The following is a 24,956-nucleotide window of genomic DNA, read 5'->3' on the forward strand; positions in this document are numbered from 1 at the left end:
TATTCGCACCCAGAAGGACTGGGTGCGAGGAAAGTTATACTAGTAAGACAAAGTCAGGTTAGCGAAATATGAACGACCTAAACCATCAAGAGCACCATAAGGTTCATGGTAAACCTTGTTGGTCAGGTTACGAATACCCGCATTCAGTTTTGCCGCCTTATAACTGAAACCAAAGTACAGGTTGTAGAGATCAAATGCATCGAAACCATCCACTTGCTTAACCTCTGGTTTGTCTGTCACCCATCTGGCATTAAGTTTGATCCAGGGGCGAAAATCGGGATTATCAAACCGATAAGTCGCTTCGGTCATTAATTCCCAAGGTCTGGATTGGTGGCCGACGAAAGGATCTTCGGAAGACATCTCGTTATAAGACAGGTTACCCAGAATTTCGAACTGACGAGACAGCTTGTGATGCGCTAACAGCTCAGCCCCTTTGTTGGTGACATTTTTGGCGTTGTAGAATTCGATGTGTGTTTCGAAAAAGTCGCGTTCCTGATTGTTAAAGTCCCCCGTTAACGGGTCACATTTACCTAGCTGGATACACAGTTCTAAAGCTGCCTGATTCTTAATTGCTCTTTTTTCTTTTGTATTGATAAAAGATGAGAAATCATTCTGGAAGATCGCAGCAGACACAAATAAGTCGTCGCTCAGGTATTTCCACGCCAGTTCATAGTTATCAGCGCTTTCTGCTTCACAGTTATCGAAGCATCCTCTGAAGTGATCAAACGCAACGCGTTCGTAAACACTCGGTTGGCGATGAGTTTTCGCGTAGTTAACCGTCACATTCTGATTGGGTGTAAGCGAGTAAACCGCACCCAACGAATAGGTTGGTGTTGAGTCTGTCTGCTCTGGCAAACATCCAAGTAACCCTTCTAACTGACAGCGAAGTTCTTTGTTTTCACCTTTTCGAAAAGTCTTATTAATTTTCCAGTAATTGAAACGGATACCCGGCGTAACGGTCAGGTCACCGAAGTACCAGTTCGACGACCAGAATGCCGCGTAATATCCCTGCGAGGCACTGACTTTATTGTCTGCCGTATCTTTGATCAGCTCTCCGCCAAAGATATGATCTCCCCCCAGCCAGTTAAGCTCGGCACGAAGACCAAAAGTGTCGCTCGTTAAGGTATTTTCCACCGTATTGGTCACCGAATTGATTTCACTTCGGTTGTACGAAAAAATCAGGTTTTCAAAGCGATAAAGTTGAGGCAGCCGATAGGTCACACTGATGCTGTCGCGTTTTAGTTCATCCGTTCTTAATACACTAGCGCTAGAGCCATGAGTGAAATTAATGTCTTCGCCCTGATAGTTGGCATAAGAAGCATCTACACGACCAAGCTGTCCGCCATCGTAAAATACATTCAACGCTGCGGCTTTGTCTTTGTATCCAAGATCGAGAATCTGGTTATCCCCTTCCCTCTCCTGAATCAGATTACTGTCTTCTAACGTTTTATCTAGCTTGTCTTTATCGGCAACTTTGTAACCTTTGGCGACGTTTTTGCTACCAGACAATCGCAACCCAAAGCCGTTGTATGCGGTTGAAACACCTGCATGTTGCGATGTTTTGTCGTACCCTTCGTCATAACCAAACTTAAGCTGTCCCTTAAGATGATCTTCAGTGTTGTCCTGCAAAGTGTTGATGTTAACAATACCCCCGGAAGCGCCCGGGTCAAAAATGACAGCTGGGCTGCCTTTGATGACTTCAATGGACTCCACGGTGTTAATGTCGTTCAGGTTTCCTTCTCCACCCCCACTGTGCGTCATACCCTGATTCGAGATTTTCACCTCATCAACCACATAAAGGACTCGCTCTCCGGATAATCCGCGGATGCTGACCTGTTTGGAAAATGCCCCCTGATCGGTTACCCGAACATTAGACACGCTGCGCAGTGCATCCTTAATATCACCAGCGGATTTCTCATCCAACTCTTGTCTGCCGATGTACTCAGAAGAAAAACTTTGCTCAAACACTTCTGTGTTTTTGGTCCACGCATCATCATTTGGAGTTGCGGTCCCCACAACGGTTACCTTCTCGACAGACTCGTCGCTGTTCGCCAGAGTAGTAGGAGGCACAGACAATAAAAAAAGTGGAATTACATACTTCATTTATTCAATCCAAGAGAAAAGCCTCCCGAGGGAGGCTAGATAATTAGGGTTAGTGACTTAGTAGTACAGCCAGGATGCAAATGGGAGCTGGTCGATGGAGTCTGTGCTGCCTGGTTTATCTGCCTGTCCTGCCACCATAAACCACTGGTGTCGACCAGGTTCGTAGCGCAGTCCAAATGCAGTACCCAACCCGGCAATAGGAAGACCAGAACCTGCACCTAGTACCGATTTAATCGGCGTACCAGATACTTTGTCTTCGACATTTGGTTCAATGACAGTATCGGTTGTGACGTTTTTAAGCTCTCCGGTCAAAGCATCCCATGCGAGTACTTGCCCTTCTAGTCGCCCATCGTCGAAACGAGCAGAAAGAGTGAAGTAGCTTCGACCAGCGGTCTCGGAAACTTTCTGCTGAGTTTCCGTATTGAAACCGTACAGAGTGTATTGGTGACCAACATTTCCGCCACGCTGCGCTTGTTGCTTCAGGATATTGATGTAAAGTACACCATTGATGCTAAACGGCGGTAAACGAAGTGCAACAAAGTACTTAAGGTTCCGCTTGCTGGCTAAATGGCCATCCATCACTTTTCTATCCTTGGATGAATCAAAAACGTAACCGTAATCAACGTTTAAGCAACCGAAACCTCGATCTGTAATGCATGTGCCACCTCCTGGAATGCCGTCGTAACTTGCAATTTCCAAATACACTCGACCATGCTCGGCGGTAATCAGGTTGATATGACCACCAACAACTTCACCGTATGAGTCGTTACCTTGGTCAATACCATCACCAGTATCAAACAATTTCACCGCTTCTGTTCCAGTAAATTTAATCACCAGACCATTTTTATGCATATTCACCGGCATCTCATATGGCGTTCCTTTGAAGATGTGATCAATCGGAGTATCGATATCAAGGTCATAGTTAATCGCAGCAAACGCATTGTCACCCTGCTGCAAGCGAGTTGTAATTCCAGACAAAGCTGTAAAGTTGTTCAGTGCGACACCAGCTCCGTGACCATCTGAACTGATGAGATGGTGCTCAGAATCAAACACGGCTGGGTAAGCTGCTCCTGTTACTTCGGTAAGGGTTTCAGAAACTTTATCTAAAGCATAGAACTTGTTACTCCCTTGCTTTGTAAAGTACACGTGTGTGTTGTTGGTGGCTGTGTGATAAAAATCTCCGTCTGCTATTGATCGACAGTTCTCCAAATGTGTATCGCACATTTTTAGGTAACGTCTATCGTCATGACCTGAAGGATAGGTAGATGCGGTATGCGGAGCTTCATGGCTTACCAGTACTTTGTCTGTCTTACCTTGGTCGTTAGTCAGAATGGTCAGCGGGCGACCTGTCGTTGCCTTTCCGTCAGACAATCTGACCGTCAGTTCGGCATGTAACTTGTCCTTAGACAACTCACCACGAAGCGGATCCGCCAAAGATTCAAATGCCGTTACCTGAACATAAGAGTTAAACTTATCATTCAGATTATCCACCACACGGAAGGACTTTCCGACCACATTTACGCGGTCTGTTATCGCAGCAGGAATCATGCTTGAGTCGAAAATGGTCCACTCTTGAGAAGGTCTATTGACGTCATAAGCTAACAGCGCGTTATCAAATGAGAATTGGTATTCGTAGTCATTCCCCATGTAGTCTTTTCCGGTGCGGGTTTCCTGATGAGTATCAGGATCGAGCACCAGACCATAAGCGCGAGAATGGAGGACCGTTTTCCCGCCTTGTCGCTCACCATTGAAAATAAATGCTCGGTTACCTGTTATCGCATTGGTTTTCAAAACACTTTGTGTATTGGTGTCGGTGTTATGAACGATAAGCTGCTTATTGTTGGTGGCAGTATTTGGCACCGTGTAGTACATCAGGCTCAAGTTGTTACTTGCCGATGTATCTGTTTCCAAAGAAATAAACGGAAAGCTTTTCACATCGAATGAATCTTTTTCCAGAATAGCTAAGGTCAAACGCTTATCTTTTGGATCCAGTCCATGCATCACCGATGCGAGAATTTCTTCTGGCTGAAGCGTGACTCTGCGGTTCACTACCGCAAGAGACAAGAAGTGCTCCACCAATGCATTAATATTTCTTTCTGCAATTTCTGATAGTGGCGAGTTTGGATCAATCGTGATATTTGCAATATCTAAAATCGTAGAGCGAATGTTGGCTTTAATGAACGTTGTCACAAGTTCGCTGTTTGCGGTCTCAATGCCTTGATATACGCTTTCCAACTTGTGCTTAGTTGCTTCCCTGTCTTTTAAAATCACATCCAGATCAGACAGTGAAAGACCAGAAACTTCATCCAGACCCGCCACAATTTGTGAATAAGGCACTCCGGATTTCAGAAGTAATGTGATTTTGAATGCGAGTTTCTGCAGCTCGGATTTACTTGCCGGATCCAGTAGCAGTTCTGTGTTGCCTAGCTTGTTTATTAAACTTTGGAGTTCGCCAGCTTCAAGCGTGCTGCCAAGAAGTGTTGTTAATGGAGAAACCACCAGCTTGGAATTGTCAGCAAATGCCTTGATAGGTGCTGATAATTTAATCCCTTTGAACGACAACCCGGTTTGTGTGTCTTTACCTTCCGTAGCAGAAAGGTACAGATCATTTGGATTAAGAGAACCATCGAATTCCAGAGTAAAACGACCAACCTGATTCGTCGTCGCTGTTGCCAGCGCAATACCCGACTGATTAAACAGGGTCACTTTTGCGTTGGCAATTGCTGGGTCAGAAACCACACCGGCAACCGACTGTTTTGGCCCGGTAGTTGAGTCGACGGAATTGTCGGAGCCTGAACCACATCCGGTCAGGGCAAGGGAAGAACCTAATATCGCAGAAGATATAAGCGTTCGGCTGAGGACTTTGTCCATGAAATTTTCCTTCCTGTTGTCGCGGAAGGGACTTTCTACATCAAATGATAATAAATCTCATTTTTATTGATTTTGTTTTTAGACAGCCAGTCACCGAGAAATAACGTTAGCCCTTGTAGGGTCTTGTCTCACTTATTCTGAATTAAATCACCCATGCAGGACACTAACTGGTATGAGCTGTTATCGATTTTTGTGTCGCCTGCACCGATGGGAACAATACTTCACTTCATTCCAGTTCTTCTCCCACTTTTTTCGCCATGTAAAGGGTCGCTGGCATGTCAGGCAGATTTTTTCTGCCAGATACGGTTTCTTGTGAGTCATACTAGAGTCTGTGACCTATGCTTTCTCATTCACAGAAGGCACGATCGGCCAGTCGACATAATCTACCGATTCTCCACTCAGCTCTGTGCCTGCCTCTCCATTCCAGCGATGAATGAATTCTCGGTTTGGATCGTACATCAAAGTCTGTTTTTCCAGATTGAATTGTCGGTTACCACGAGGGTCCGCTCCTACCCCCGCCAAGTATTGCCAGTTCCCCCAGTTTGAAGCCACATCGTAGTCCACTAATTGTTGTTCAAAATAAGCAGCGCCATAGCGCCAGTCCAGTTGCAGCTCATGAACCAGACAGCTGGCAACCAGCTGACGGCCGCGGTTGGACATATAGCCAGTGTCGTTAAGTTGCTTCATGCAGGCATTCACGATTGGGTAAGGCGTTTCTCCCTGACACCATTGCTTAAATCGACTGGGGTAAAACGTCGTCAAAGGCTTATGACCACGAATTCCCTCAAAGCGGAAAAGATGGGCACCATGTTTGTGGGCATACCACTGGAAGTATTCTCGCCACAGAAGTTCAAACTCTATCCAGTAGGTCGATTCGTTTGCGCCGTTGATCGATTCATATTGTTTGAGTAACCACAACACACGATTAGGGGAAAGTGATCCATTGGCAAGCCATGGTGAAAATTTTGTAGACGAAGACCAGTCGTCCAGAGCATTACGAGTCTCTTTGTAGCGGCTTGCGTTATCGGTAGAAAAATAGCTATCCAAATGGCGCAGTGCCGATTTGCATCCTCCAGAGAACGCTTCCGAGCCAGTATTCGTTTCCAGCTGAGCTTTCCATTCCGAACTGTTGGCACACAAAGGCTCAGGCCACGAAGCTGGGGGAAGCATTGGGGCGACGAGCCGTCGCTTCTCTTTCTCGACCAGTTTTCTAAATTTGGAAAAGGTTTCCGGCAGGTCGCTCAAATCAAATGGCAACGTTTCGGGATTAAACAAAGTGTGGCTGTGCGATGCATTTAGAACCACATCAGGGCGCTGCGAGACTCTGCTAAAAAATGCCTTTTCGTATAGCCCCGCAGTCACACTGTGGTGAATCCGACGAACCGAATACTGCTGATAGAGGCGGCAAAACAGATCATCCGGATTTTCCAGATACACATGCAGGTGTTGACCAAATGCTCGGAGCGTTTCGTCCAGTTCAGCCAGAGATTGCAATAAGAAACTCAGCCGTTTCTCCCCGATGGGTTTTGTACTATACCTACCCGGCTTTAGAGAGCGAGGGTCAAGACAATACAGAAAGTGTAAGGTGTTTTCCGTCTGCAGAGCACGAATCAGAGCGAGGTTATCTTCTATTCTAAGGTCGTTGGTAAACCAATACACAGCATTCGACATAATTCTTTTAAACCAATGTGACTGTTTATTTGATTTACGTATTTTCGCCCTCTGCGGATTGGCTCGGTGATCGAAATTTCTTTGCTGACCGTAACCAATTTGATTTTAAGCCCCGAGAAACGAATGAAACCAATACATACTCTCAACGCATTAAACGAGGCAGACACCTCCAGACTCATCGAGATGGCGTGGGAAGACAGAACCACCTTCGACGTCATCTTTAAAACCTACGACATCAATGAGAAACAGTTGATCGCGTTTATGCGGCGAAACCTCCAAGCCTCTTCTTTCCGTTTGTGGAGAAAGCGAGTCTCCGGCAGGAAAACCAAACATCAAAAACTGCGTTCACCTGATATCACCCGAGCGTATTGCCCCACTCAATACAAACGCTAACACAATGATCTTCTTAGCTTATCGCTGCGTAGAAACAGAACGGTTTTCTGAGGGGTGAAGAAATGTCTGCCATCAATTTAGTCTGGTTCAAAAGAGATTTGCGCCTGAACGACCACGCACCGATAGCCGATGCCATTCAATCAGGGTTGCCTACCTGTTTTCTTTACGTGTTTGAACCCATTTTGCTTAACGACCCGCATTACGATGAAAGGCACTGGCGATTTGTCTGGCAGAGCATTGAAGACATTAACCAACAGCTTGCTCAATATGGCGGTAAAGTCGAAGTAGCATTTGGCAACGTGCTGGATGTTTTCCAGAATATCCATAAACAGCACCCCATAGCAGGTTTGTATTCCCATGAAGAAGTCGGAATAAGTCGAACTTTTGAACGAGACAGATACGTCGCGAAATGGTGCCAGTCTCTCGACATTCAATGGCACGAAACACCCTACGCTGGAGTAATTCGCGCAGCGTCACACAGAGATGACTGGGATAAAAACTGGCAGAAAGTGATGAGAGCGCCACTTGTCACTCCCGAATTTCAACGTTGGGTTCCGGTGACACTGCCCGCCTCAAGCCCCCGCATTCCAGAAAGCTGGAAAAAGCCAGTGGATGATATGCAGGCTGGTGGGCCAAGTGCGGCAAATGCAGTGATGGATTCGTTTTATGAGTCTCGGGGAAAGCAGTATCACCGGCATATTTCCAAACCTGAGCTCGCGCAACAGAGCTGTTCCCGCCTTTCACCCTATCTCGCATGGGGCAATCTCAGTGTACGTCAGGCTTATCAGCATTTGCTTGCACACTGGAATACCACCGGTTGGAGACGGGCATTAAGTGCTTTGGCTTCTCGCTTTCACTGGCACTGCCACTTCATTCAGAAATTTGAAAGTGAGTCTCAGATGGAGTTTCGCCCCGTTAACCGAGGGTATGAACTGTTTCCCTACCGAGAAGACAGCGAAACCGAACATCACCTGCTTCGGTGGCAACAAGGAAAGACGGGGTACCCAATGGTAGACGCCTGCATGCGTTGTGTGACCCAGACGGGTTATCTCAATTTTCGGATGCGTTCGATGCTGGTCAGCTTCCTCTGCCATCACCTGAATATCGACTGGAGAACAGGTGTTCATCACCTTGCCCGATTATTTCTAGATTTTGAACCCGGGATTCATTACCCCCAGTTTCAGATGCAGGCTGGCATTACGGGCACGAACACCATAAGAATCTACAACCCAGTAAAACAATCCCAGGAACACGATCCGGAAGGCTCTTTTATCCGCCAATGGGTTCCCGAACTCGCCCCGCTCCCTAATGAACTCATTCATACCCCATGGATGCTTACACCGATGGAGGAACTCATGTATGGGGTGTCACTCCCTAAAGATTATCCGTTCCCCGTGGTTGATATTGAACAGACCGGCAGACAGGCAAGAGAAAGGCTTTGGGGCTTTCGTAATCACGCTGCCGTTCAGGCAGAAAAGCCCCGAATATTGCGCAGACACGTCAGGAACAATTGAAGTTCGACGAAGAGTCTTATTTTTGAGCTTTTTAATAAATGAGAAAAGTAGTAAAGGCACTTCATACTAAGATAATAGGTTTGGCAAAGATCTTCCTGAGTACTATTTTGTAAAAGATTTAGGGTATTTGTGATATTTATCATTCACATATGTTGTAAACACTCTAAAATCTAAACTTCACGCTTCTATAACAATCAGGAAGAAAGACATCATGCTCAAGGACCAGTTGCGAGTTTTTTTCTTCGTGATGTTTTTTTCATTACCTGTTATTTCCAAAGAACTTTCTCTGGCTGCCATTCATTACCCACCGTATACCGTGGTCAGCAAACACGGTGAAATAAACGGCACCGACGCCCAGTTGGTCCGAGAAGTGTTTGCCATGCAAAACACCCGCGCTCACATACTGAATCCCCCTTGGTCCAGGGCACTAAAGAGCGTAGAGCATGGGAAAATCGACGGCTTAGTGAGCTGTACAAAAAACAACTATAGAGCTAAATATATGTTGTTCTCGCAGCCCATCAATGAAATCAATAACGGGCTCATCGTCAAGAACGACTCTAATATTCCCCCACCTAAAAGCATTGAAGATCTACGCGGGTTAAAACTCATCGCGATCCATAAATGGAACACTCAGACCGAGCTAAATAATCATGGTATTGCCCATGCTCAGGCCAACTCTATTCCTCAGGCACTGGATATGCTTTTGATGCGAAACTTCGATGCGATTTACAGCGGTACTGAGAGCATTACGTATTTTGCCAAACAAGCTCAACTCGGCAATAAGCTGAAAGTCGTATTGTTTGAAGAAAGACCACCCATCACACTGCATATGTGTTTGGGAAAAAAGACGCGAAATGCAGAATCTATTATGACGAGGTTTAATCAGGATCTCGCACAATACAATAAAAACAAAAAATAAGAACACCAATAACGTCAAGGAAGAAGATTTGCAGCATCAGTCTAGAAAGTCACTCGCCACCCGCCAGACAAAAACCGTTTTTCTGGTTGCCGTAGCTTTGGGGCTGTTGTTCAGCTTTTATCAAATCGTGCTCGACTTTCACCGAGAGCGCGAAAAGATCGTTGCCAAATACAATTTGAAGCTGGAACAAAACTACGAAAATGCCAGCCAGGCGGCTTATCACGTGAGCTCTTTGCTGGCTCGGCAGGTTGCTGACAGCATTATGGATGACAAAGCCATTCGGCACGTCATCATCACCGATGACTTTGACGACATTCTGGCGGAAGAATCCCGCACCTTTCACAAACAAAGCCAATTAAATCTTGCTCTGGCTGAGTGGCTGTTCGCTCAGGAGCGGGTTTATACCATGGAGCTGCACCAACCCGGAACTCAGCAGGCTGTGGGTATTCTTAGCTTTACCGTGAACGGAATTGCCTCTGCCAGTGGTTTTCTTGAACGCGCCAAATCTCTGTTGATGTTCGACCTGCTCCGTAACGTGATTCTAGCCAGCATCTTAATGGTCTTCTTCTACAAAAAGCTGTCCAAGCCACTGACCGACCTGACTTACTGGGTGCGTTCTCTACAGTTTCAGGGAGCTCAGCAAAAACTCCCGGGCGCGCTTCGCAACGACGAACTCGGTCAGCTTGCGCAATCTTTTGAGATCATGTGGAATGAACGAGAGCTGGTCACTTCGCAGCTGAATGAAAATATTGAAGCACTGGAGAAGAGCGAGCACTTTGCCAGTACCATCATGGACAACTCCAGTGATGCTCTTCTGCTAATAAACCGTGAAGGAAAAATCACTCACGTTAATCTGAATGCCTGTTTTTTGCTGGGTTACGATCGGGAAGAGCTACTTAACTCACCTGCGGTAACCATCAGTGTGAGCTATTCGGTCGACTATCTGGACTTCAAGGTTAAGCAAACCTCTGATACCCAACCCACGTTATTCGAAGCCATCCACAGAAAAAAAGAAGGGGAAACCTTTCCCGTAGAAGCCACCGCCATTGAGCTGACCATGAACGACGCTCAAATGTTTCTGGTTCAGGCCCGTGATATTTCTCGCCGTAAACAAGCGGAAGTGCAAATTCACAATCTGGCGTATTACGACGGATTAACTGGCTTACCTAACCGAAAGCACCTACTCGACAGGCTGGATGAATCTCTGAACAAATCGTATCGGACCAGTGAGTCCGGTGCCTTGCTGTATCTTGACCTCGACCGGTTCAAAACCATTAACGACTCTCTTGGTCACGCCATTGGGGATCAACTTCTTCAGGCTGTTTCACTGCGAATGCAGAAACTGCTCGACCCGATTCATCTGTTTGCCAGAATCGGTGGGGATGAATTTGCGATTTTGATGCCGAATGTCACTTTAACGCAGGCAGAACTGCACGCCAAAGACATACTGTCTCTCGCCAGCTCTCCGTATGTGGTGGAATCTCACCACCTGTATTGCAGTATCAGCGTGGGGATCACCACCTTTCCAGATCCAGACACCAGCGCACTGGAATTGCTTCGTCAGGCTGACACCGCACTGTATCGCGCTAAATCCGCGGGCAGTAATACTTACAAAGTCTACGAGCCAGAAATGCGTAAGCTGGTGGACTCTTTTCTGTCGATTGAAAAAGGCCTGCACGAGGCACTCAACCAAAACCAGTTCGAGCTTTTCTATCAGCCTCAGGTGAACCGTAACGGCGAGCTTGTTGGCGCGGAAGCACTCATTCGCTGGAACCATCCGGAACAGGGAATCGTGCCGCCGGATACCTTTATGTCGATAGCAGAAGAAACCGGGCAAATTATCCCTATGGGAGCCTGGATTCTGGAACAGGCTTGCCTGCAAATGGCACACTGGAAAGAGAACGGCATTGTACCGGAGAGCTTTAACCGGCTTGCGATAAACATAAGCCCGTTGCAGTTTTCTCAGGCAAATTTCGTTGAAGAGGTAACAGGTGCGGTTGAACGTTCGGGTATATCCCCACAGGATATCGAGCTTGAGCTGACCGAAAATATGCTTTTGAAGAACATTGATACCTGTGTAGTCAAAATGGCGCAGCTGAAACAGCGTGGATTTAAGATCGCCATTGATGATTTCGGCACGGGCTATTCATCTCTGAAGTACCTGAAAAGGCTGTCACTGGATGTACTGAAAATCGATCGCTCTTTCGTAACGGAACTGCATCTGAATCAGAATGATACGGCAATTGTGGACTCCATCATTTTGATGTCGGAGCGTCTGGGGCTGGAAGTCATAGCGGAAGGTGTGGAAGATCCAGAGGAGCTCAAAGCACTGACTTCATTGGGCTGTGAGCAGTTTCAGGGGTACTTCTTTGACAAACCGTTAGACGCACAGGGAATGGAAGAGAGGATGCGAAACCCGCAATATAAAGACCGCATCCAGAAAGAGCTTAAACCTTCTAAAAAGAACGCTTAAAAGACAAAAACAGATAGCTCATGATGATGGCGTCTTCTTTGCCTGTTGCTGTCGGGTAGTAATTGATGCGTCTGTCGACTTCATTGAAGCCTTCAGACTCGTACAAAGCGAAAGCGCCTTGATTACTTTCCCGTACTTCCAGCCAGGCGCTTTCTGCCTTCATCGCTTCGCATTGCTCTAGAAAAGCGTTCAGTAACACTCTACCAAAACCCTTTCCCTGATGCTCTGGGGCAACCGCGATATTCAGTAATGTCACTTCCCCAACAACATGCTGAGCGTAAAAATACCCCACCAGTACTCCGTCAACCAGCAGAGCGTGGTGACAAGCACCACGTGAATTGAGGTCGCGAATCATGGACTCTTTCCATGGATGGGAATGTGCAGTTTGTTCGATTGCCCACACCGAGTCTAAATGCTCAGCTTGAAGTGGCACTATGTCTTGATTCATAAGGTTGGGGTTTTATTCATAAGATTTGATTTGCTTCCAGAGTGCCCGTTTGTGCTCTGTCTCCGATTCGACCAAAGACAGCGCCGGAGAGTGTAATACCTTCACATCTTCAAGCTCAGAAGGTGGACACTGACAGAACCACACCCATTCAACGTGAGCTAACTCGACTCGATTCAGATGCTCTGGCGAAAGAAAAAACGCGTCATCAATGGTGAGGCTAAAGCTGCCCAACACCTTGGTAAGAAACGCAACTTCTTCTTGATTGGGCTGTATAGGAGAAAGCAGAAGTAAACGGCACTGCTCAGGTAGAGCCACAGTGGCAACGCTCACACCTTCCAGCCTTTCAGGATGGCGAAGCTGCCATTGATCGATTTGCATTTCTTGAAGGAAAGAAGCGTTACTCATAAAACAGGCACAGGTTGATTTGATTTATGCGCTGATAGTATCAAATCCACCTGTGCTCGTCATGATATGGAATGCTTAAAGAACCCAAGAAGTCAGCCCAGGTACAAAACTGACCAACGCCAATACGAGTAAAGCAACGAGATAAAATGGCAACAGATGAACAACCACTTTGCCCATCGGCACCCGCTCTATGGCGACGGAGACAAACAGTGTGGTCCCGACCGGCGGTGTGTATAAACCAATCGCCAGGTTCACCACCATCATCACTCCGAGCTGTATGGGCTCCAGACCGATTTTAGCGGCTACAGTCATAAAGATAGGCGCAAGCAGCAGGACTGCGGCAGGTAAATCAAGGAACGTACCTATCAGAATCATGAGCAGGTTCATGCCTAGAATGATCGCCCAAGGCGATTGCAGAGTACTGAGCATCCAGTTAGCCAGATTCTCTGGCACACTCTCGAAAGACATGATCCACTGAAGAACGCTCGACCCCATAATGACCAGCATAATTACCCCGGTCATCATACCCGTGGTTAGCACGCATCGCAGCAACACATCCAGCGTTAGGTCTCGGTAGATTAATGTACCAACGATTAACGCATACACCACGGCAAACACACTGATTTCCGTTGGCGTGACCACGCCACCACGCGCCAGAATCACTACCAAAATTGGCATCATTAACGCCGGAATCGCTTTCACCCAGTTGCTCTTATTGCGAACGACCTTGCCATCAATGGTCAGGCTCTGCCCATCCTCTTCCAGAGGAGAGCGAGGGAGGTTTCTTACCTGAGCGACAGCAAAACAAATCAGGAAAATCAGAACCGTCAGCATCACGCCGGGTACAATGCCCGCCAGAAACAGTTTAGGGATCGACGTTTCCGTGACTAAGCCATACAAAATCAAAGGAATGGATGGTGGAATCAGTACTGAAATCGTGGATGAAGAAGCGTTGACCGCCGCCGAGAAGCCTTGTGGGTAACCTTGTTTCTTCTGAACAGGAATCAGCGCATTACCCATAGCCGATGCATCTGCCACGGCGCTTCCGGATACGCCGCCAAAAAACAGTGAACCAAGTACACTCACCTGTGACAGACCGCCTTTCATGCCGCCCACCAGCATTTTAGAAAACTTGATCAGGTACTCACCAAATCGACCAGACATCATGATATCGCCCGCCAAGATGAAAAACGGGATCGCCAGCATTGGGAAACTGGACGTCGGTTGATACAAATTAAGGATGGCTTCGAACAAATAAAGAGGCTCGTCGAGCATCATAGTCAGCCCGCTTGCCAAAAGCAGCGCATGTGCGACGGGGGTCGCAAGTAACAACAGACAAACAAACGCAATGGCAGCCGTTGAAGACATAATTCACTTCCTTATGAAATATCTGTACTTTCGAAATTCAAATCACTGTCGACAAGAATGCGATAAAACGTCGTCAGTGCAGTCAGCCCTATCAATGCATAACCAACCAAAAGAGCGAGGTAACTCCATGACTGCGCAACACCAAGCGAGGTGAATGCGACGTCACCAGCGGCAAATGCCATACCTCCTTCAAACTCACCGAAGCCTAAATAGACATACCCGACCGTAATACACCCAACCAAAATGAGCTGTTGGACGATAAGCGTCATAACCTTTGCGACTCTGGGAGAACAGACAGTCAAAATAAACGACACGCCGATGTGTCTGCCATGTTGCGCCGCCAGTACTGCGCCCGCCATGATGAACCACGGAAACACCAGTTGAATGATTTCCACCGACCAGTTCAGGCTGGAGTCTGTGGCGTACCTCAGTACGGCGTTGAAAAACGTAGGTGCCAGCATCACCACAAAGGACACCCACAAGGTCAACGCGCACAAGTATCGAATCAGGGTATCCACTTTTTGAACAACGGGGCTTAACCACCCCGAACAAGGAGGCGCTGTAAGCAGCGCCTTTACTTCAGATTGTTTCACTTACTAACCTCAGCATCCGCAGCGGCTTTCTGAATTTGCGGTACAATATCGCCAATCTTCTGCTCCCACTTGGTGTACACACCTTTGGTTGCGTCTTTGAAAGCCTGAGTATCTACTTCATTTAGCTTAGCGCCTTCTGCCGTAAGTGTTTGTTCCAGTCTTGCATCATCAATCAGGAACGAACCACGGTTGTACCAGGTGGCGGCATTCATCGCGTTCTGGATCATGGCTTTGTCATCCGCGCTCAGCTTATCCCACCACTTTTTCGAAGCCAGAATCGGCGCCATTTCATATTTGTGGTTGGATTTAGCAATGTAAGGCGTCAGCTCATGAAGCTTAGAAGAGTAGATATTCGCAAGTGGGTTTTCCTGCCCTTCAAATACACCAGATTGCAGAGCCGCTGGCAATTCAGAGAACGCCAGTGGTGCTGGGTTGGCACCTAAAGCAGTAAACGCATCAATCGTTACCTGACTTTGTGGCGTACGGATTTTCATGCCTTTAATGTCGTCGGGATGCTTAATGGCTTTTTTCACGTGGGTGATTTTACGAATACCGTTATCCCACCAAGCCAGTACGATGTAGCCTTTTTTCTCAAGCTTCTCGGCAATTCGCTCACCGATAGGACCGTCCAGAACTTCCCAAGCCTGAGGCAGGCTAGAGAACAGGTAAGGCAAACCAAATGCACTCAGCTCCGGCACAATTTCAGCCACAGGACCATCCGAGTTCACCGTGATTTGCATGGTCCCCAGACGAACAGATTTCAGCATTTGGCGGTCATCTCCGAGTGTGGCGGAGTGGGCAACTTTCACGTTGTATTTGCCGCGTGACGCCTGATGCAGCAAGTCTCCAAACATTTGTGCACTGGTTACACGTGGGTTCCCCGGTTTACCGTTAGTACCGATAACGATGTCGTCTGCCTGAACATAGCCACTGATCGCTACGCTGCAAGCCATTGCAAGTCCTAAAATCTTGGATTTCATAATAATTTCCTTATTCATGAGCGCCACAGGCGGTTTCTTTATCACGAGAAAACTCTCGGTATTGCACTGTTTATTACACCCCTGCACCCATGCCTTATCAACATCAATATATTAACCATATATTAACTTATACTTAACATTTTTACCTTTTTCATCCAGAATCAGTTAAGAAATTCTTAAAAGAGATGGGTATGTCGAGACACTTAAACATGAATGCTGTGATGTATTTCGAAGCCGTCGCCCGGCATTCGCGTGTGAATCTGGCGGCTGAAGAGCTGCAGGTTTCCCCTTCAGCAGTGAGCCAGCAGATAAAAACATTGGAAGAGCAAATGGGCGTGATGCTGTTTCGCCGGGTCAAGAAACGTCTGATTCTGACGGAACAGGGAGAACGCTTTTACCACGCGGCTTCCGGGTCGATTCGAATGATCAAAGATGCTCAGATACGGCTGACGAACCAACGGGAATACCAGCGCCTGATGATCCGCGTTTCCGCCAGTTTTGGAGTTCGATGGCTCAGCAAAAGACTGTCGCATTACGTACAGTCGAACCCCGATATGGATTTGCACATTGATGCGACCTCTGAGCTGACGGACTTCGACAAAGAAAAAGTCGATCTAGAGATTCGCTATGGTCTTGCTCCGCCCCCAACCCTTTACAGTCAGTCGTTAATTACAGATCGCGTGTTGCCGATGTGCAGCCCAGAGTTTGCACAGAAAAATCAAGGGGAATCCCCGAGTGAACTGCTCGCCAGCAGCAGCCTGATCCACACGGTGAAGGCAGAAGTAACATGGCGACATTGGCTACAAGCGAAAAAAATCGCCGATGTTGATGACCTTCACGGATTGCGATTTGATCGTTCTTCCATGTCCTTACAAGCTGCCAAAGACGGGTTGGGCGTGGTACTGGAAACCGCAACTCTGGCAATGGAAGAGTTGAAGTCCGGTACTCTGGTTCCGCTGTTTCCCGACCTCGGTACCCTGGATTTTGAAACCTACTGGTTGATTTGTCCGGCTCGCTACCTCAATCACACCTCAGTGAAACGCTTCGTCCAGTGGATAGAGAGCGAAGCCAGCCAGCATGAATCCGAAAAACAAAGCATACTGACAACACTTGGAGTCACCGGCTCTGCTCCTTTTCAGCCTGAAGTAATATCAAGCTAAACCGGAGCAGAGAGAGTTATGGGTGTTTACGACACTTAAATTTCATTCCCCGTAGAACGACATTCGACATGCCCTTCGATGTTATCGATAACCTGTCGCCATACCTCCTGCATCGCTGCCAGAGATGCCCAAGCCGTATGCGGTGTCACTATCACATTGGGCAATGAGGCAATTTCGAAGATAGGGTGATCGTTGCGAGGCGGTTCCTGAGTCAGCACATCCAGACCAACAGCGGCAATCTGCTTGTCTTTGATCGCCTTCACCAACGCCGACTCATTAATCAGCCCGCCACGTGACGCATTGACCAAGATCGCCGACGGTTTCATCCATGTCAGCTCCTTTTCGCTGATCATATCCCGCGTATTTGGTGTTAACGGAGCATGCAGAGAAATCACATCACTGGTTTCAATGACTTCCCCAAAAGGCAGATAGCCTTCCCTGCACATTTCCGACCCTTTGCGTTCAGCAAACACCACTTCCATGCCCATCGCACGACCGATTTTCGCCACAGCTTGCCCTATCGCACCAGAGCCAATAATGCCAAGTCTTGAGTTAGCCAAATCCTGAATATCATGGTTAAAAAAGCAAAACTGCTCGCTCTTTTGCCATTCGCCATCAATCACATCCTGACGGTATCCGACCAAGCTGCGTCTCAGAGCCAGAATAAGTGAAAAAGTGTGCTCGGGGACGGTATTCACTGCGTAACCGCGGACATTGGCAACCGTGATGCCTCGGGCTTTGCAGGCATCAAGGTCAATTACGTCGTAGCCCGTTGCTGCCACCGCCACCATTTTTAAGCGGGGAAGCTGCGCAAGGGCTTCCTCACGAATGGGCACTTTATTGGTCACAACAATATCGGCGTCGACTAAGCGCTCAACAACCTGATCCTGACGCGACTTTCCATACTCAACCCACTGGTGCTCAAAGCTGGGTTTGGTCATTTCAACGCCAGGTCCTATGGTGTCCCGGTCAAGAAATACGATGCGTTTCAAGACTTCACCTCCGAGTTTTGAGCTGAGTTGAGCGAATGGTCCATCAAGGCTTCATACACTTTCACCACAGCAGAATCGTCGAGCTTGCCATGACCCATCCCAGAAGCGGCCACCAGCATTTGGTGTGCAGCAGAACTCAATGGCAGAGCCGCCTGAAGATCTTTTCCGGTTTGTAGCACCAAGTCCAAGTCTTTGACAAAAATGTCCACCATGGAGCGAGGTGTGAAGTCTTCGTCCAGCATGTGAGGCACGCGGTCACTGAACATCCAGCTGTTCCCCGCTGACGTCGACACAATATCAAACAAGATTTTTACATCGCACCCCGCTTTCGCCCCCAAGGCAATCAGCTCTGCCGCAGTCACGAGATGCACACCAGCCGCCAGTTGATGCACCACTTTGTAGGTGGAGGCCATTCCGGGATCAATACCAAGTTGATGCACTTTTTTGCTGATGGCATTCAACACACCATCTGCCTGCTTGAATGCGTGTTCACACCCTGATGCCATGACGGTTAATGTGCCTGAGTCTGCCCCCACTTTTCCGCCAGATACTGGCGCATCTAATAGCACCAGATTGTAAGAGGTGAGCTGAGCCGCTATTTTGCGAGTATCGGATGGCGAGACCGTAGAGCACAGCATCACCACCCCATTTTTTGCCATGTTTTTGGCAGCACCCTGAGCAAACAACACTTCTTCTGCCTGAGCCGCATTCACCACCATCAGTACCAGCAGATCGCAATACTCAGCAGCATCAGACACAGAAGAACAGGGAGAGCCACCGATAGACTGAAAACGCGAGAGTGCGTCGGGAGACACATCATATCCACGCAATGCAATACCGCTGCCGATAATGTTGCGTGCCATGCCTTGTCCCATAGAGCCAAGCCCAATTAATGAAACCTGTGCCGTCATATCAGTCACCTAACCAGTCTTTGACCTGCGAAACAACTCGCGAAACCGACAAGCCATACTGATCATGCAGACTTGGCAAAGCCCCCGCATCCAGAAAAGCATCTGGCAATGCGATTTGGCGGCATGGAGCGTGAATGCCATTGAGCAATAATTCACTCATCACGGCTTCACCTAAACCACCAACCCGGCTGTGGTTCTCTGCGATCACCACCAACCGCCCGGATTTACTGGCTTCGCGCTTTATGGTTTCAACGTCCAACGGCTTGATGGTTGGCACATGCAATACACCACAAGAAACGTTGTCTTGTTTCAATTGTTTGGCAGCTTCCAGCACACGCATGGTCATCAGACCGGTCGAAACAAAGAGCACATCGCTCCCATCGATAATGGTTTTGGCTTTGCCCAACTCAAACTGATAACCGTATTCACTGAGGACATCCGGTACCTGCCCACGTAACAAACGCATATAAACCGGACCCTGATATTCGGCGATGGCATGGGTCGCCTGCTGAATTTCAGTGGCATCACAAGGATCCACAATGGTCAGATTTGGCAGACCACGGAATATCGCAATGTCTTCTGTTGCCTGATGACTTGGACCGTATCCTGTCGTCAGCCCCGGCAGCGCACAGACGATTTTCACGTTCAGCGATTCTTCCGCAATCGCCATGCAGATAAAGTCGTAAGCTCGGCGTGAAGCAAATACGGCATAGGTCGTGGCAAAAGGTGTAAATCCTTCCCTCGCAAGCCCCGCCGCCGCGGAAATCATCACCTGCTCTGCCATGCCCATTTGGTAGAAACGGTCTGGGTTTTCTTTGGCAAAAACATGCAGATCGGTATATTTGGACAGATCCGCTGTCAGCCCGACAATTTTGTCATTATTTTTCGCCACCTCATTCAGAGCATGGCCAAATGGCGCAGCGATGGTTGGCATACCTTCCGCCGCCAGCGACGCTATCATCGCCGAGGTTCGTTGCCTTTCACCGGCAGGTGCAGGTGTTCTTGGTTCGTACTTGGACTTTCTCATTATGCTCTCCCTGCATCCAAAATCTCGATGGCTTTATCCCACTCATCTGCTTCCACACGCAGGAAGTGATTCCTTTCACGTTGCTCCAAAAACGGCACGCCTTTGGCCATTTTGGTATTGCAGATAATCACTCTGGGCTGTGCAGCATCCAGATTGCGCGCAGTATCGAACGCTTTGATCACTTCGGAAAGATCGTTGCCATCAATACGCTGAACATGCCAGCCAAATGCGCGCCACTTGTCATCAAGAGGCTCGGAGCAAAGCATGTCCTGAGACGGACCATCAGCCTGCTGGTTGTTAAAATCGACCACCGCGATAATGTTGTCGAGTTTATGATGCGATGCGGACATGGCAGCCTCCCAGGTGGAGCCTTCCCCAAGTTCCCCGTCGGACAGGAGGTTGTAGATAAACGACTCGGACTGTTTTCGTTTCAAGCCAAGCGCTGCCCCTACCGCAATGCCTAGCCCATGCCCAAGTGACCCGCCTGTTATTTCCATTCCGGGTGTGTACGCTGCCATGCCCGACATCGGCATTCGGCTGTCATCACATCCATACGTTTCCAACTCGTTTTCTGGAAGAATATCGGCTTCAATCATCGCCGCATAAAGCGCAATGGCGTAGTGACCGATAGACAGATAAAGTCGGTCTCTTCCTTCCCATTCTGGGTTATCTGCCTGATAGTTGAGCGCGTGGAAATAACACACTGCCAACACATCGGAAAAGCCCAGCGCCTGCGCAATGTAACCTTGCCCCTGCACCTGCCCCATTCGCAGCGCGTTGCGCCGAATCTTGTAGGCACGATGCTCTAACGCTTGAATATCTGCTTGTTTAGATTCCATTTTTTCGTTGTCCTTACTTTGAATACAAAGCTAACGGCTGGAATACGCCCTGTGCGATTTGCCACTGAACACTCAGTGCTCGCTTCCTCACAGGCAACTTGTTAATAAACCGTTAACATTGCATTTATCTTTGCGTATCGAAGAATGGGAAAAAAGCTAAGAAAAGTGACCAGTTGTTTAGAATTTCTAAACTACATCTGAGACAGAAAAAGGAACCCTGCTGAAAAATGGGCATAAAAAAGGAGCACCGAAGTGCTCCAAACATAGAGAATAAATGACGTTGTTAGAGATCGCGCATCAGGATTTCGAACTCTTCCGTTGCATCATCAATGCATTCCTGAAGAACTCGTGCGTCACGGTGGCAAAGTGGTAGCCGCCACGTTTTTCCCGTTCTTGCGTTGGGAGTTTGCCCAACCAATTCCGTAACATTTCCTTTACGTTCAAATCGCAATGAATCAAATTCAGTTTTCAGGCTCTGGTGGCTTTCTTTAATTTCTACTGCCACTGTACCAATCGGGTTAACTTCAATGTGTGCCTTGGAATGAGACACATCGTTCAGAGCACAATCTAAATGTCTAGCCAGCATAGAAACCTCTCCCTATTTCCCAATCAAACTGTTCACAACCGCTAAAACAGTATAGTCAATAGACTGAGCTTGAGAGAGAAGATTGAGGAAAATTTCACTTAAAGTGAATAAGAAATTGATTACTATCAAATTAAATCTTGAAAAAATTTGAGCTCCGACCGCACAGAAAACCATGCTAAAAAGACAAGAACAGGCATCCTACATTTGAACGATAGTGTGCGATTTTCTTACGTGCTAGTGTAAACAAAATGTTAAGCAAATTTTCTAACTAAGCATCGAAAATTGTCTGGGTAAGGAGTCAAAAATGGCGAACAATTCTGAGTTAAATGATTGTCATCTTACCGCCTTTAGTGAAACCCTCCTTGCGATCTACGACATTGCTCGTCACTCCAGTCTGGAGGATTTCCAGCGTAACGTTTTAGAAGAAATTGAACTGCATTTGCCGCATTCCAGTGCCTGGTGGGGAAGAGCCTCCATTCATAATGACGGACCTCACCTGCACAGTACTCATCTAAAGAATCTGACCGATGCATACCTGACAGAATGGAAAGCGATGCGTGAAAATGACATTACGGTTGAGCGAGTGTTTGACGCTCCGGGAAAAGCCATCATCATTGATTTTTCTGACGATGAGACACCAGCAGAACTCAAGCAGCTAGGGAAAAATCATCATATTGATCAACTGCTTTGTGTTATCGCGATTGATCCCGTTACTCAGCTTTGTGATCACCTGGCTCTGTATCGGCAACGTCATGAACCGGATTTCACTCAACAGGATATTGCGCTTCTTAGTAGCCTGATGCCCCATCTTGTTTCTGCAATGGCAACCAATCAGCTTCGGACTTTGTACAACCTTCGTGAATCCGTCAATCCTCAGAGAGTGGCGTTCGCCATTTGCGATAACAAAGGTATTCTGCAAATGTCTGAGCCTTCGTTTACTCAACTCATATTGCAGGAAATTCCTGACTGGAAAGGTCCGCAGTTACCTCAGGATTGGTGCCAGTCTGAATTCTCTGGTCAACACATTTCAATCAGCCTTGATCGCATAGGCGGGCTCTTATTGCTTCAGGCCAGACTAAGAGATCAGGCAGACCATTTGTCCAGCCGGGAAATGAGTGTCGCCAGGCTAATGAATGAAGGCATGACTTACAAAATGATCGCCAGAGAACTCGACATCGCACCCAACACAGTTCGGCATCATATCCGTTCAATGTATCAAAAACTCAATGTGCATAACAAAGCAGAATTAGTGCGACTGATGCAATCGTCTCTGCATTAAGCGCTTTCCGCGCAAGAATACCTAAACCAACAAAACACAAATCATAGCAACGCCTTTGGCTTGCTAGGGGTTTGTGCACTCTGAAATCAGCGAAAAGGACAACGCTATGAGAAACACAAGTTCCGCCCCAGATGAAATTCGCATGGTTACCGCTTTGGTGATCATTGCCGCTTTCATGCCAACGATATTGATGGTTGCCCCGGCAATCGCAGCTCAATTGGCGCAAGAATATCAGTTAGGTCCTGCCCAAATCGGCAGTGTAATTTCCTCCGAACTAGCAGGTATGAGCCTCGCTACTTTGCCAGCCTGGTATTGGCTGCACAGGTTTAGCTGGTCAAATCTGGTTCGAGTCTGGATAGCTGTGTTTGTCTTATGTAACGTCATCAGCGGGTGGATGAGCAGCGCTGAAAGCCTGATGATAATGAGATTTGCGAGTGGAGTGGCAGGCGGCTCGCTAATGATCATTTGCCTGTCGGCGGCATCTCACACCCAAAATCCAGACCGGGTTTACGGATTGTGGGTACTCGGACAACTTGTCGTCGGTGCCATTGGGCTGGCTTTCTTACCGGGGTTGTTCGAAAGCTATGGTCTGAAGGTGGGTTACTGGATATTGGCAGCCATTGTGTTGTGCTGTTGGTCCCTAAGCCATCGATTTGTGACAAGCAACCAGCAGAAGGAAGAGGCTTCCGGACAAAAGCTGGGGACGCTGGCGCTTGCAGGACTCGCAGCCGTGCTTCTTTTCTACGTGAGTCTGAATGGAGTGTGGACGTTTTCAGGTATGTTCGCTGAGCGGTTGTCTCTGTCTGCGGAACGAACTGGTGACATTCTGGCAATTGCCACGATTTTCGGAATTGCGGGCGCTTTGTGCGCCTCCTGGGTTGGTGACCGCTGGGGGCGCTTTCTTCCTTTATTTGCCGGGTTTGGCATGATGATCGCCGGAACCTACCTGCTCAGGCAACAAAGTGAGCTCATATATTCTAACGCCACTTTTCTTTTCAAGTTCGCCTGGACTCTTGCCCTGCCCTTTATCTTAGCCACGCTTGCCAGAATCGATCATCAAGGACAACTGATGAACAGTACCAATTTGGTGATTGGCGGAGGGCTGGCAATAGGACCTTTGATATTTGGACACATGCTTGAAGCAGGTGTAGCCATCGACCAGCTGATTATTGTCGCCTGCATTACCGCGCTCATTTCTTTCTTACTTTTGGTTTTTGTCCAAAACGCCACTCACTCTTCTTCTCAACCTATCAAAGGAGCCCAACATGAGCAGTAAAACCGGATTTCTCTATGACGAACACTGTTTCTGGCATACCGCTGGTGAGCATGCACTGATTCTTCCTATTGGCGACTGGGTGCAACCAATGGCTGCAGGCGGTCATGCCGAGTCCCCCGAAACAAAGCGACGCTTTAAAAATCTGTTAGAAGCTTCTGGGCTATCGTCGCACTTAGCAATGAGCAGCGCCCCACCCGCATCTGAGGCACAGCTTCTTAAAGTTCATCCAGAGCACTACCTGAATGAATTTAAATTGCTCAGTGACCAGAAAGGGGGCGAGCTTGGTCTGTACGCCCCATTTGGCAAGGGGAGCTATGAGATTGCCAGCCAATCGGCAGGATTAGCGTGTTCAGCCGTAGACAGGGTAATGAGAGGTGAATGGAAAAACGCCTATTCCCTTTCGCGACCACCGGGTCACCATTGCTTAGCCGATAAAGCTATGGGTTTTTGCCTGCTTGCCAACATCGCCGTTGCAGCGGAACACGCCATAGCTGAATACGGAGTAAATCGCATAGCAGTTATTGACTGGGATGTTCACCACGGGAACGGCACACAGGATATTTTCTATTCGCGTTCCGATGTACTGACGATCTCTATTCATCAGCAAGGCTGCTTTCCACCGGGTTACAACGGTGTGGAAGATACAGGGTCAGGTAATGGGCAAGGAAAGAACATCAACATTCCACTGATGCCGGGAGGTGGTCACCAAAGTTATCTGGATGCCATGGAAAACATCGTGATTCCGGCGCTTCATGCGTATCAGCCTGAACTGATTTTTGTTGCATCCGGTTACGACGCTAGTGGTGTCGATCCGCTGGCCAGGATGCTGGCGCACAGCGACACGTATCGTCAAATGACGAAAATTACAATGGAGGTTGCGAATCAACACTGCGAGAACAGGTTGATTGTGGTTCACGAAGGCGGCTATTCAGAAGCATATGTGCCATTTTGCGGGCTCGCCGTTATGGAAGCACTGACCGATATAAGAACAGGCGTTGAAGACCCGTTGCTGGATTTAATTTGTGCTCAGCAACCCGACCAGGACTTCGTTCAGCTCCAACGCGAGAAGGTTCTAGCCATGTCGGAGCGTTTCGACTTACTAAAACCCAGCTAGCGTCTTGTACATCAAATGAAAAAGGGAGCCAATC

Annotated in this window: 22 protein-coding genes; 8 read left to right on the forward strand and 14 right to left on the reverse strand. The window is 47.9% G+C overall.

Annotation, left to right across the window (positions count from 1 at the left end):
- Positions 1–39: 39 nt before the first annotated feature.
- From QMG91_RS14345 to QMG91_RS14360, 4 genes are all read right to left on the reverse strand, one after another.
- Positions 40–2,103 (reverse strand): TonB-dependent receptor, encoded by a 2,064-nt coding sequence (locus QMG91_RS14345; RefSeq protein WP_281827276.1) that lies wholly within the window; start codon positions 2,101–2,103, stop codon positions 40–42.
- 57 nt (positions 2,104–2,160) lie between these two features.
- Complete coding sequence (locus QMG91_RS14350) at positions 2,161–4,974, reverse strand: carboxypeptidase-like regulatory domain-containing protein (protein WP_281827278.1); 2,814 nt, start codon at positions 4,972–4,974, stop codon at positions 2,161–2,163.
- A gap of 180 nt (positions 4,975–5,154) precedes the next feature.
- Positions 5,155–5,295 carry a DUF2256 domain-containing protein gene (locus tag QMG91_RS14355; protein ID WP_281827279.1) on the reverse strand — a complete coding sequence of 47 codons (141 nt, stop codon included), beginning with the start codon at positions 5,293–5,295 and terminating at the stop codon, positions 5,155–5,157.
- Positions 5,296–5,310: 15 nt separating this feature from the next.
- Positions 5,311–6,645 carry a DASH family cryptochrome gene (locus tag QMG91_RS14360; RefSeq protein ID WP_281827281.1) on the reverse strand — a complete coding sequence of 445 codons (1,335 nt, stop codon included), beginning with the start codon at positions 6,643–6,645 and terminating at the stop codon, positions 5,311–5,313.
- Between the two features lie 123 nt (positions 6,646–6,768).
- On the opposite strand from QMG91_RS14360, the gene QMG91_RS14365 reads away from it, so the two are divergent.
- The 4 genes from QMG91_RS14365 to QMG91_RS14380 all read left to right on the forward strand — a co-directional run bounded on the left by QMG91_RS14365 (position 6,769) and on the right by QMG91_RS14380 (position 11,944).
- Positions 6,769–7,038, forward strand: a complete 270-nt coding sequence (locus QMG91_RS14365) for a TIGR03643 family protein (RefSeq protein WP_281827282.1) — start codon at positions 6,769–6,771, stop codon at positions 7,036–7,038.
- A 62-nt stretch (positions 7,039–7,100) separates the two neighbouring features.
- Positions 7,101–8,552 carry an FAD-binding domain-containing protein gene (locus QMG91_RS14370; RefSeq protein ID WP_281827284.1) on the forward strand — a complete coding sequence of 484 codons (1,452 nt, stop codon included), beginning with the start codon at positions 7,101–7,103 and terminating at the stop codon, positions 8,550–8,552.
- A gap of 211 nt (positions 8,553–8,763) precedes the next feature.
- Entirely contained in the window at positions 8,764–9,471 is a 708-nt protein-coding gene (locus tag QMG91_RS14375; protein ID WP_281827286.1) for a substrate-binding periplasmic protein, read from the forward strand.
- A gap of 28 nt (positions 9,472–9,499) precedes the next feature.
- Positions 9,500–11,944, forward strand: coding sequence for a putative bifunctional diguanylate cyclase/phosphodiesterase (locus QMG91_RS14380; RefSeq protein WP_281827288.1), 2,445 nt, complete (start codon positions 9,500–9,502; stop codon positions 11,942–11,944).
- On the opposite strand, the gene rimI is transcribed toward QMG91_RS14380, so the two are convergent.
- From rimI to QMG91_RS14405, 5 genes are all read right to left on the reverse strand, one after another.
- Entirely contained in the window at positions 11,928–12,392 is a 465-nt protein-coding gene (gene rimI, locus QMG91_RS14385; RefSeq protein WP_281827290.1) for a ribosomal protein S18-alanine N-acetyltransferase, read from the reverse strand. The two genes, QMG91_RS14380 and rimI, sit on opposite strands and share 17 nt — an antisense overlap.
- A gap of 12 nt (positions 12,393–12,404) precedes the next feature.
- Positions 12,405–12,797 (reverse strand): DNA polymerase III subunit psi, encoded by a 393-nt coding sequence (locus QMG91_RS14390; RefSeq protein WP_281827293.1) that lies wholly within the window; start codon positions 12,795–12,797, stop codon positions 12,405–12,407.
- A gap of 75 nt (positions 12,798–12,872) precedes the next feature.
- Positions 12,873–14,165 (reverse strand): TRAP transporter large permease, encoded by a 1,293-nt coding sequence (locus tag QMG91_RS14395; RefSeq protein ID WP_022549763.1) that lies wholly within the window; start codon positions 14,163–14,165, stop codon positions 12,873–12,875.
- 11 nt (positions 14,166–14,176) lie between these two features.
- A complete protein-coding gene (locus tag QMG91_RS14400) occupies positions 14,177–14,758 on the reverse strand; it encodes a TRAP transporter small permease (protein WP_004407171.1) in 582 nt (193 codons plus the stop codon).
- Positions 14,755–15,738 carry a TRAP transporter substrate-binding protein gene (locus QMG91_RS14405; RefSeq protein WP_004407173.1) on the reverse strand — a complete coding sequence of 328 codons (984 nt, stop codon included), beginning with the start codon at positions 15,736–15,738 and terminating at the stop codon, positions 14,755–14,757. Before QMG91_RS14405 ends, QMG91_RS14400 begins: the two co-directional genes overlap by 4 nt.
- 191 nt (positions 15,739–15,929) lie before the next feature.
- Here QMG91_RS14405 and QMG91_RS14410 point away from each other — a divergent pair, with 191 nt between their 5' ends.
- Positions 15,930–16,898, forward strand: coding sequence for a LysR substrate-binding domain-containing protein (locus QMG91_RS14410; RefSeq protein ID WP_281827296.1), 969 nt, complete (start codon positions 15,930–15,932; stop codon positions 16,896–16,898).
- A 35-nt stretch (positions 16,899–16,933) separates the two neighbouring features.
- Here QMG91_RS14410 and QMG91_RS14415 read toward each other — a convergent pair whose 3' ends face one another.
- The 5 genes from QMG91_RS14415 to QMG91_RS14435 form a co-directional block, all read right to left on the reverse strand.
- The gene (locus QMG91_RS14415; RefSeq protein WP_281830472.1) at positions 16,934–17,839 is read right to left on the reverse strand and encodes a D-2-hydroxyacid dehydrogenase; all 906 of its coding nucleotides are present in this window, start codon (positions 17,837–17,839) and stop codon (positions 16,934–16,936) included.
- A gap of 47 nt (positions 17,840–17,886) precedes the next feature.
- Positions 17,887–18,801: an L-threonate dehydrogenase gene (gene ltnD, locus QMG91_RS14420; RefSeq protein ID WP_281827298.1), complete on the reverse strand. Its 915-nt coding sequence runs from the start codon at positions 18,799–18,801 to the stop codon at positions 17,887–17,889.
- A gap of 1 nt (position 18,802) precedes the next feature.
- Positions 18,803–19,828 (reverse strand): transketolase family protein, encoded by a 1,026-nt coding sequence (locus QMG91_RS14425; RefSeq protein WP_022612114.1) that lies wholly within the window; start codon positions 19,826–19,828, stop codon positions 18,803–18,805.
- Positions 19,828–20,667: a transketolase gene (locus tag QMG91_RS14430; RefSeq protein WP_004407186.1), complete on the reverse strand. Its 840-nt coding sequence runs from the start codon at positions 20,665–20,667 to the stop codon at positions 19,828–19,830. The genes QMG91_RS14425 and QMG91_RS14430 overlap by 1 nt, the downstream gene beginning before the upstream one ends.
- A gap of 283 nt (positions 20,668–20,950) precedes the next feature.
- A complete protein-coding gene (locus QMG91_RS14435; RefSeq protein ID WP_004407188.1) occupies positions 20,951–21,253 on the reverse strand; it encodes a hypothetical protein in 303 nt (100 codons plus the stop codon).
- A 304-nt stretch (positions 21,254–21,557) separates the two neighbouring features.
- Between QMG91_RS14435 and QMG91_RS14440 the strand changes: the two genes are divergently transcribed.
- The 3 genes from QMG91_RS14440 to QMG91_RS14450 all read left to right on the forward strand — a co-directional run bounded on the left by QMG91_RS14440 (position 21,558) and on the right by QMG91_RS14450 (position 24,922).
- Positions 21,558–22,532: a helix-turn-helix domain-containing protein gene (locus QMG91_RS14440; RefSeq protein ID WP_281827302.1), complete on the forward strand. Its 975-nt coding sequence runs from the start codon at positions 21,558–21,560 to the stop codon at positions 22,530–22,532.
- Positions 22,533–22,638: 106 nt separating this feature from the next.
- Entirely contained in the window at positions 22,639–23,808 is a 1,170-nt protein-coding gene (locus QMG91_RS14445) for an MFS transporter (RefSeq protein WP_281827304.1), read from the forward strand.
- Entirely contained in the window at positions 23,798–24,922 is a 1,125-nt protein-coding gene (locus QMG91_RS14450; RefSeq protein ID WP_281827306.1) for a class II histone deacetylase, read from the forward strand. The genes QMG91_RS14445 and QMG91_RS14450 overlap by 11 nt, the downstream gene beginning before the upstream one ends.
- The last annotated feature ends 34 nt before the right edge of the window (positions 24,923–24,956 follow it).

This window comes from Vibrio nigripulchritudo, from assembly GCF_027924785.1.
In the GTDB taxonomy this organism is placed as follows: Bacteria; Pseudomonadota; Gammaproteobacteria; order Enterobacterales; family Vibrionaceae; genus Vibrio; species Vibrio nigripulchritudo.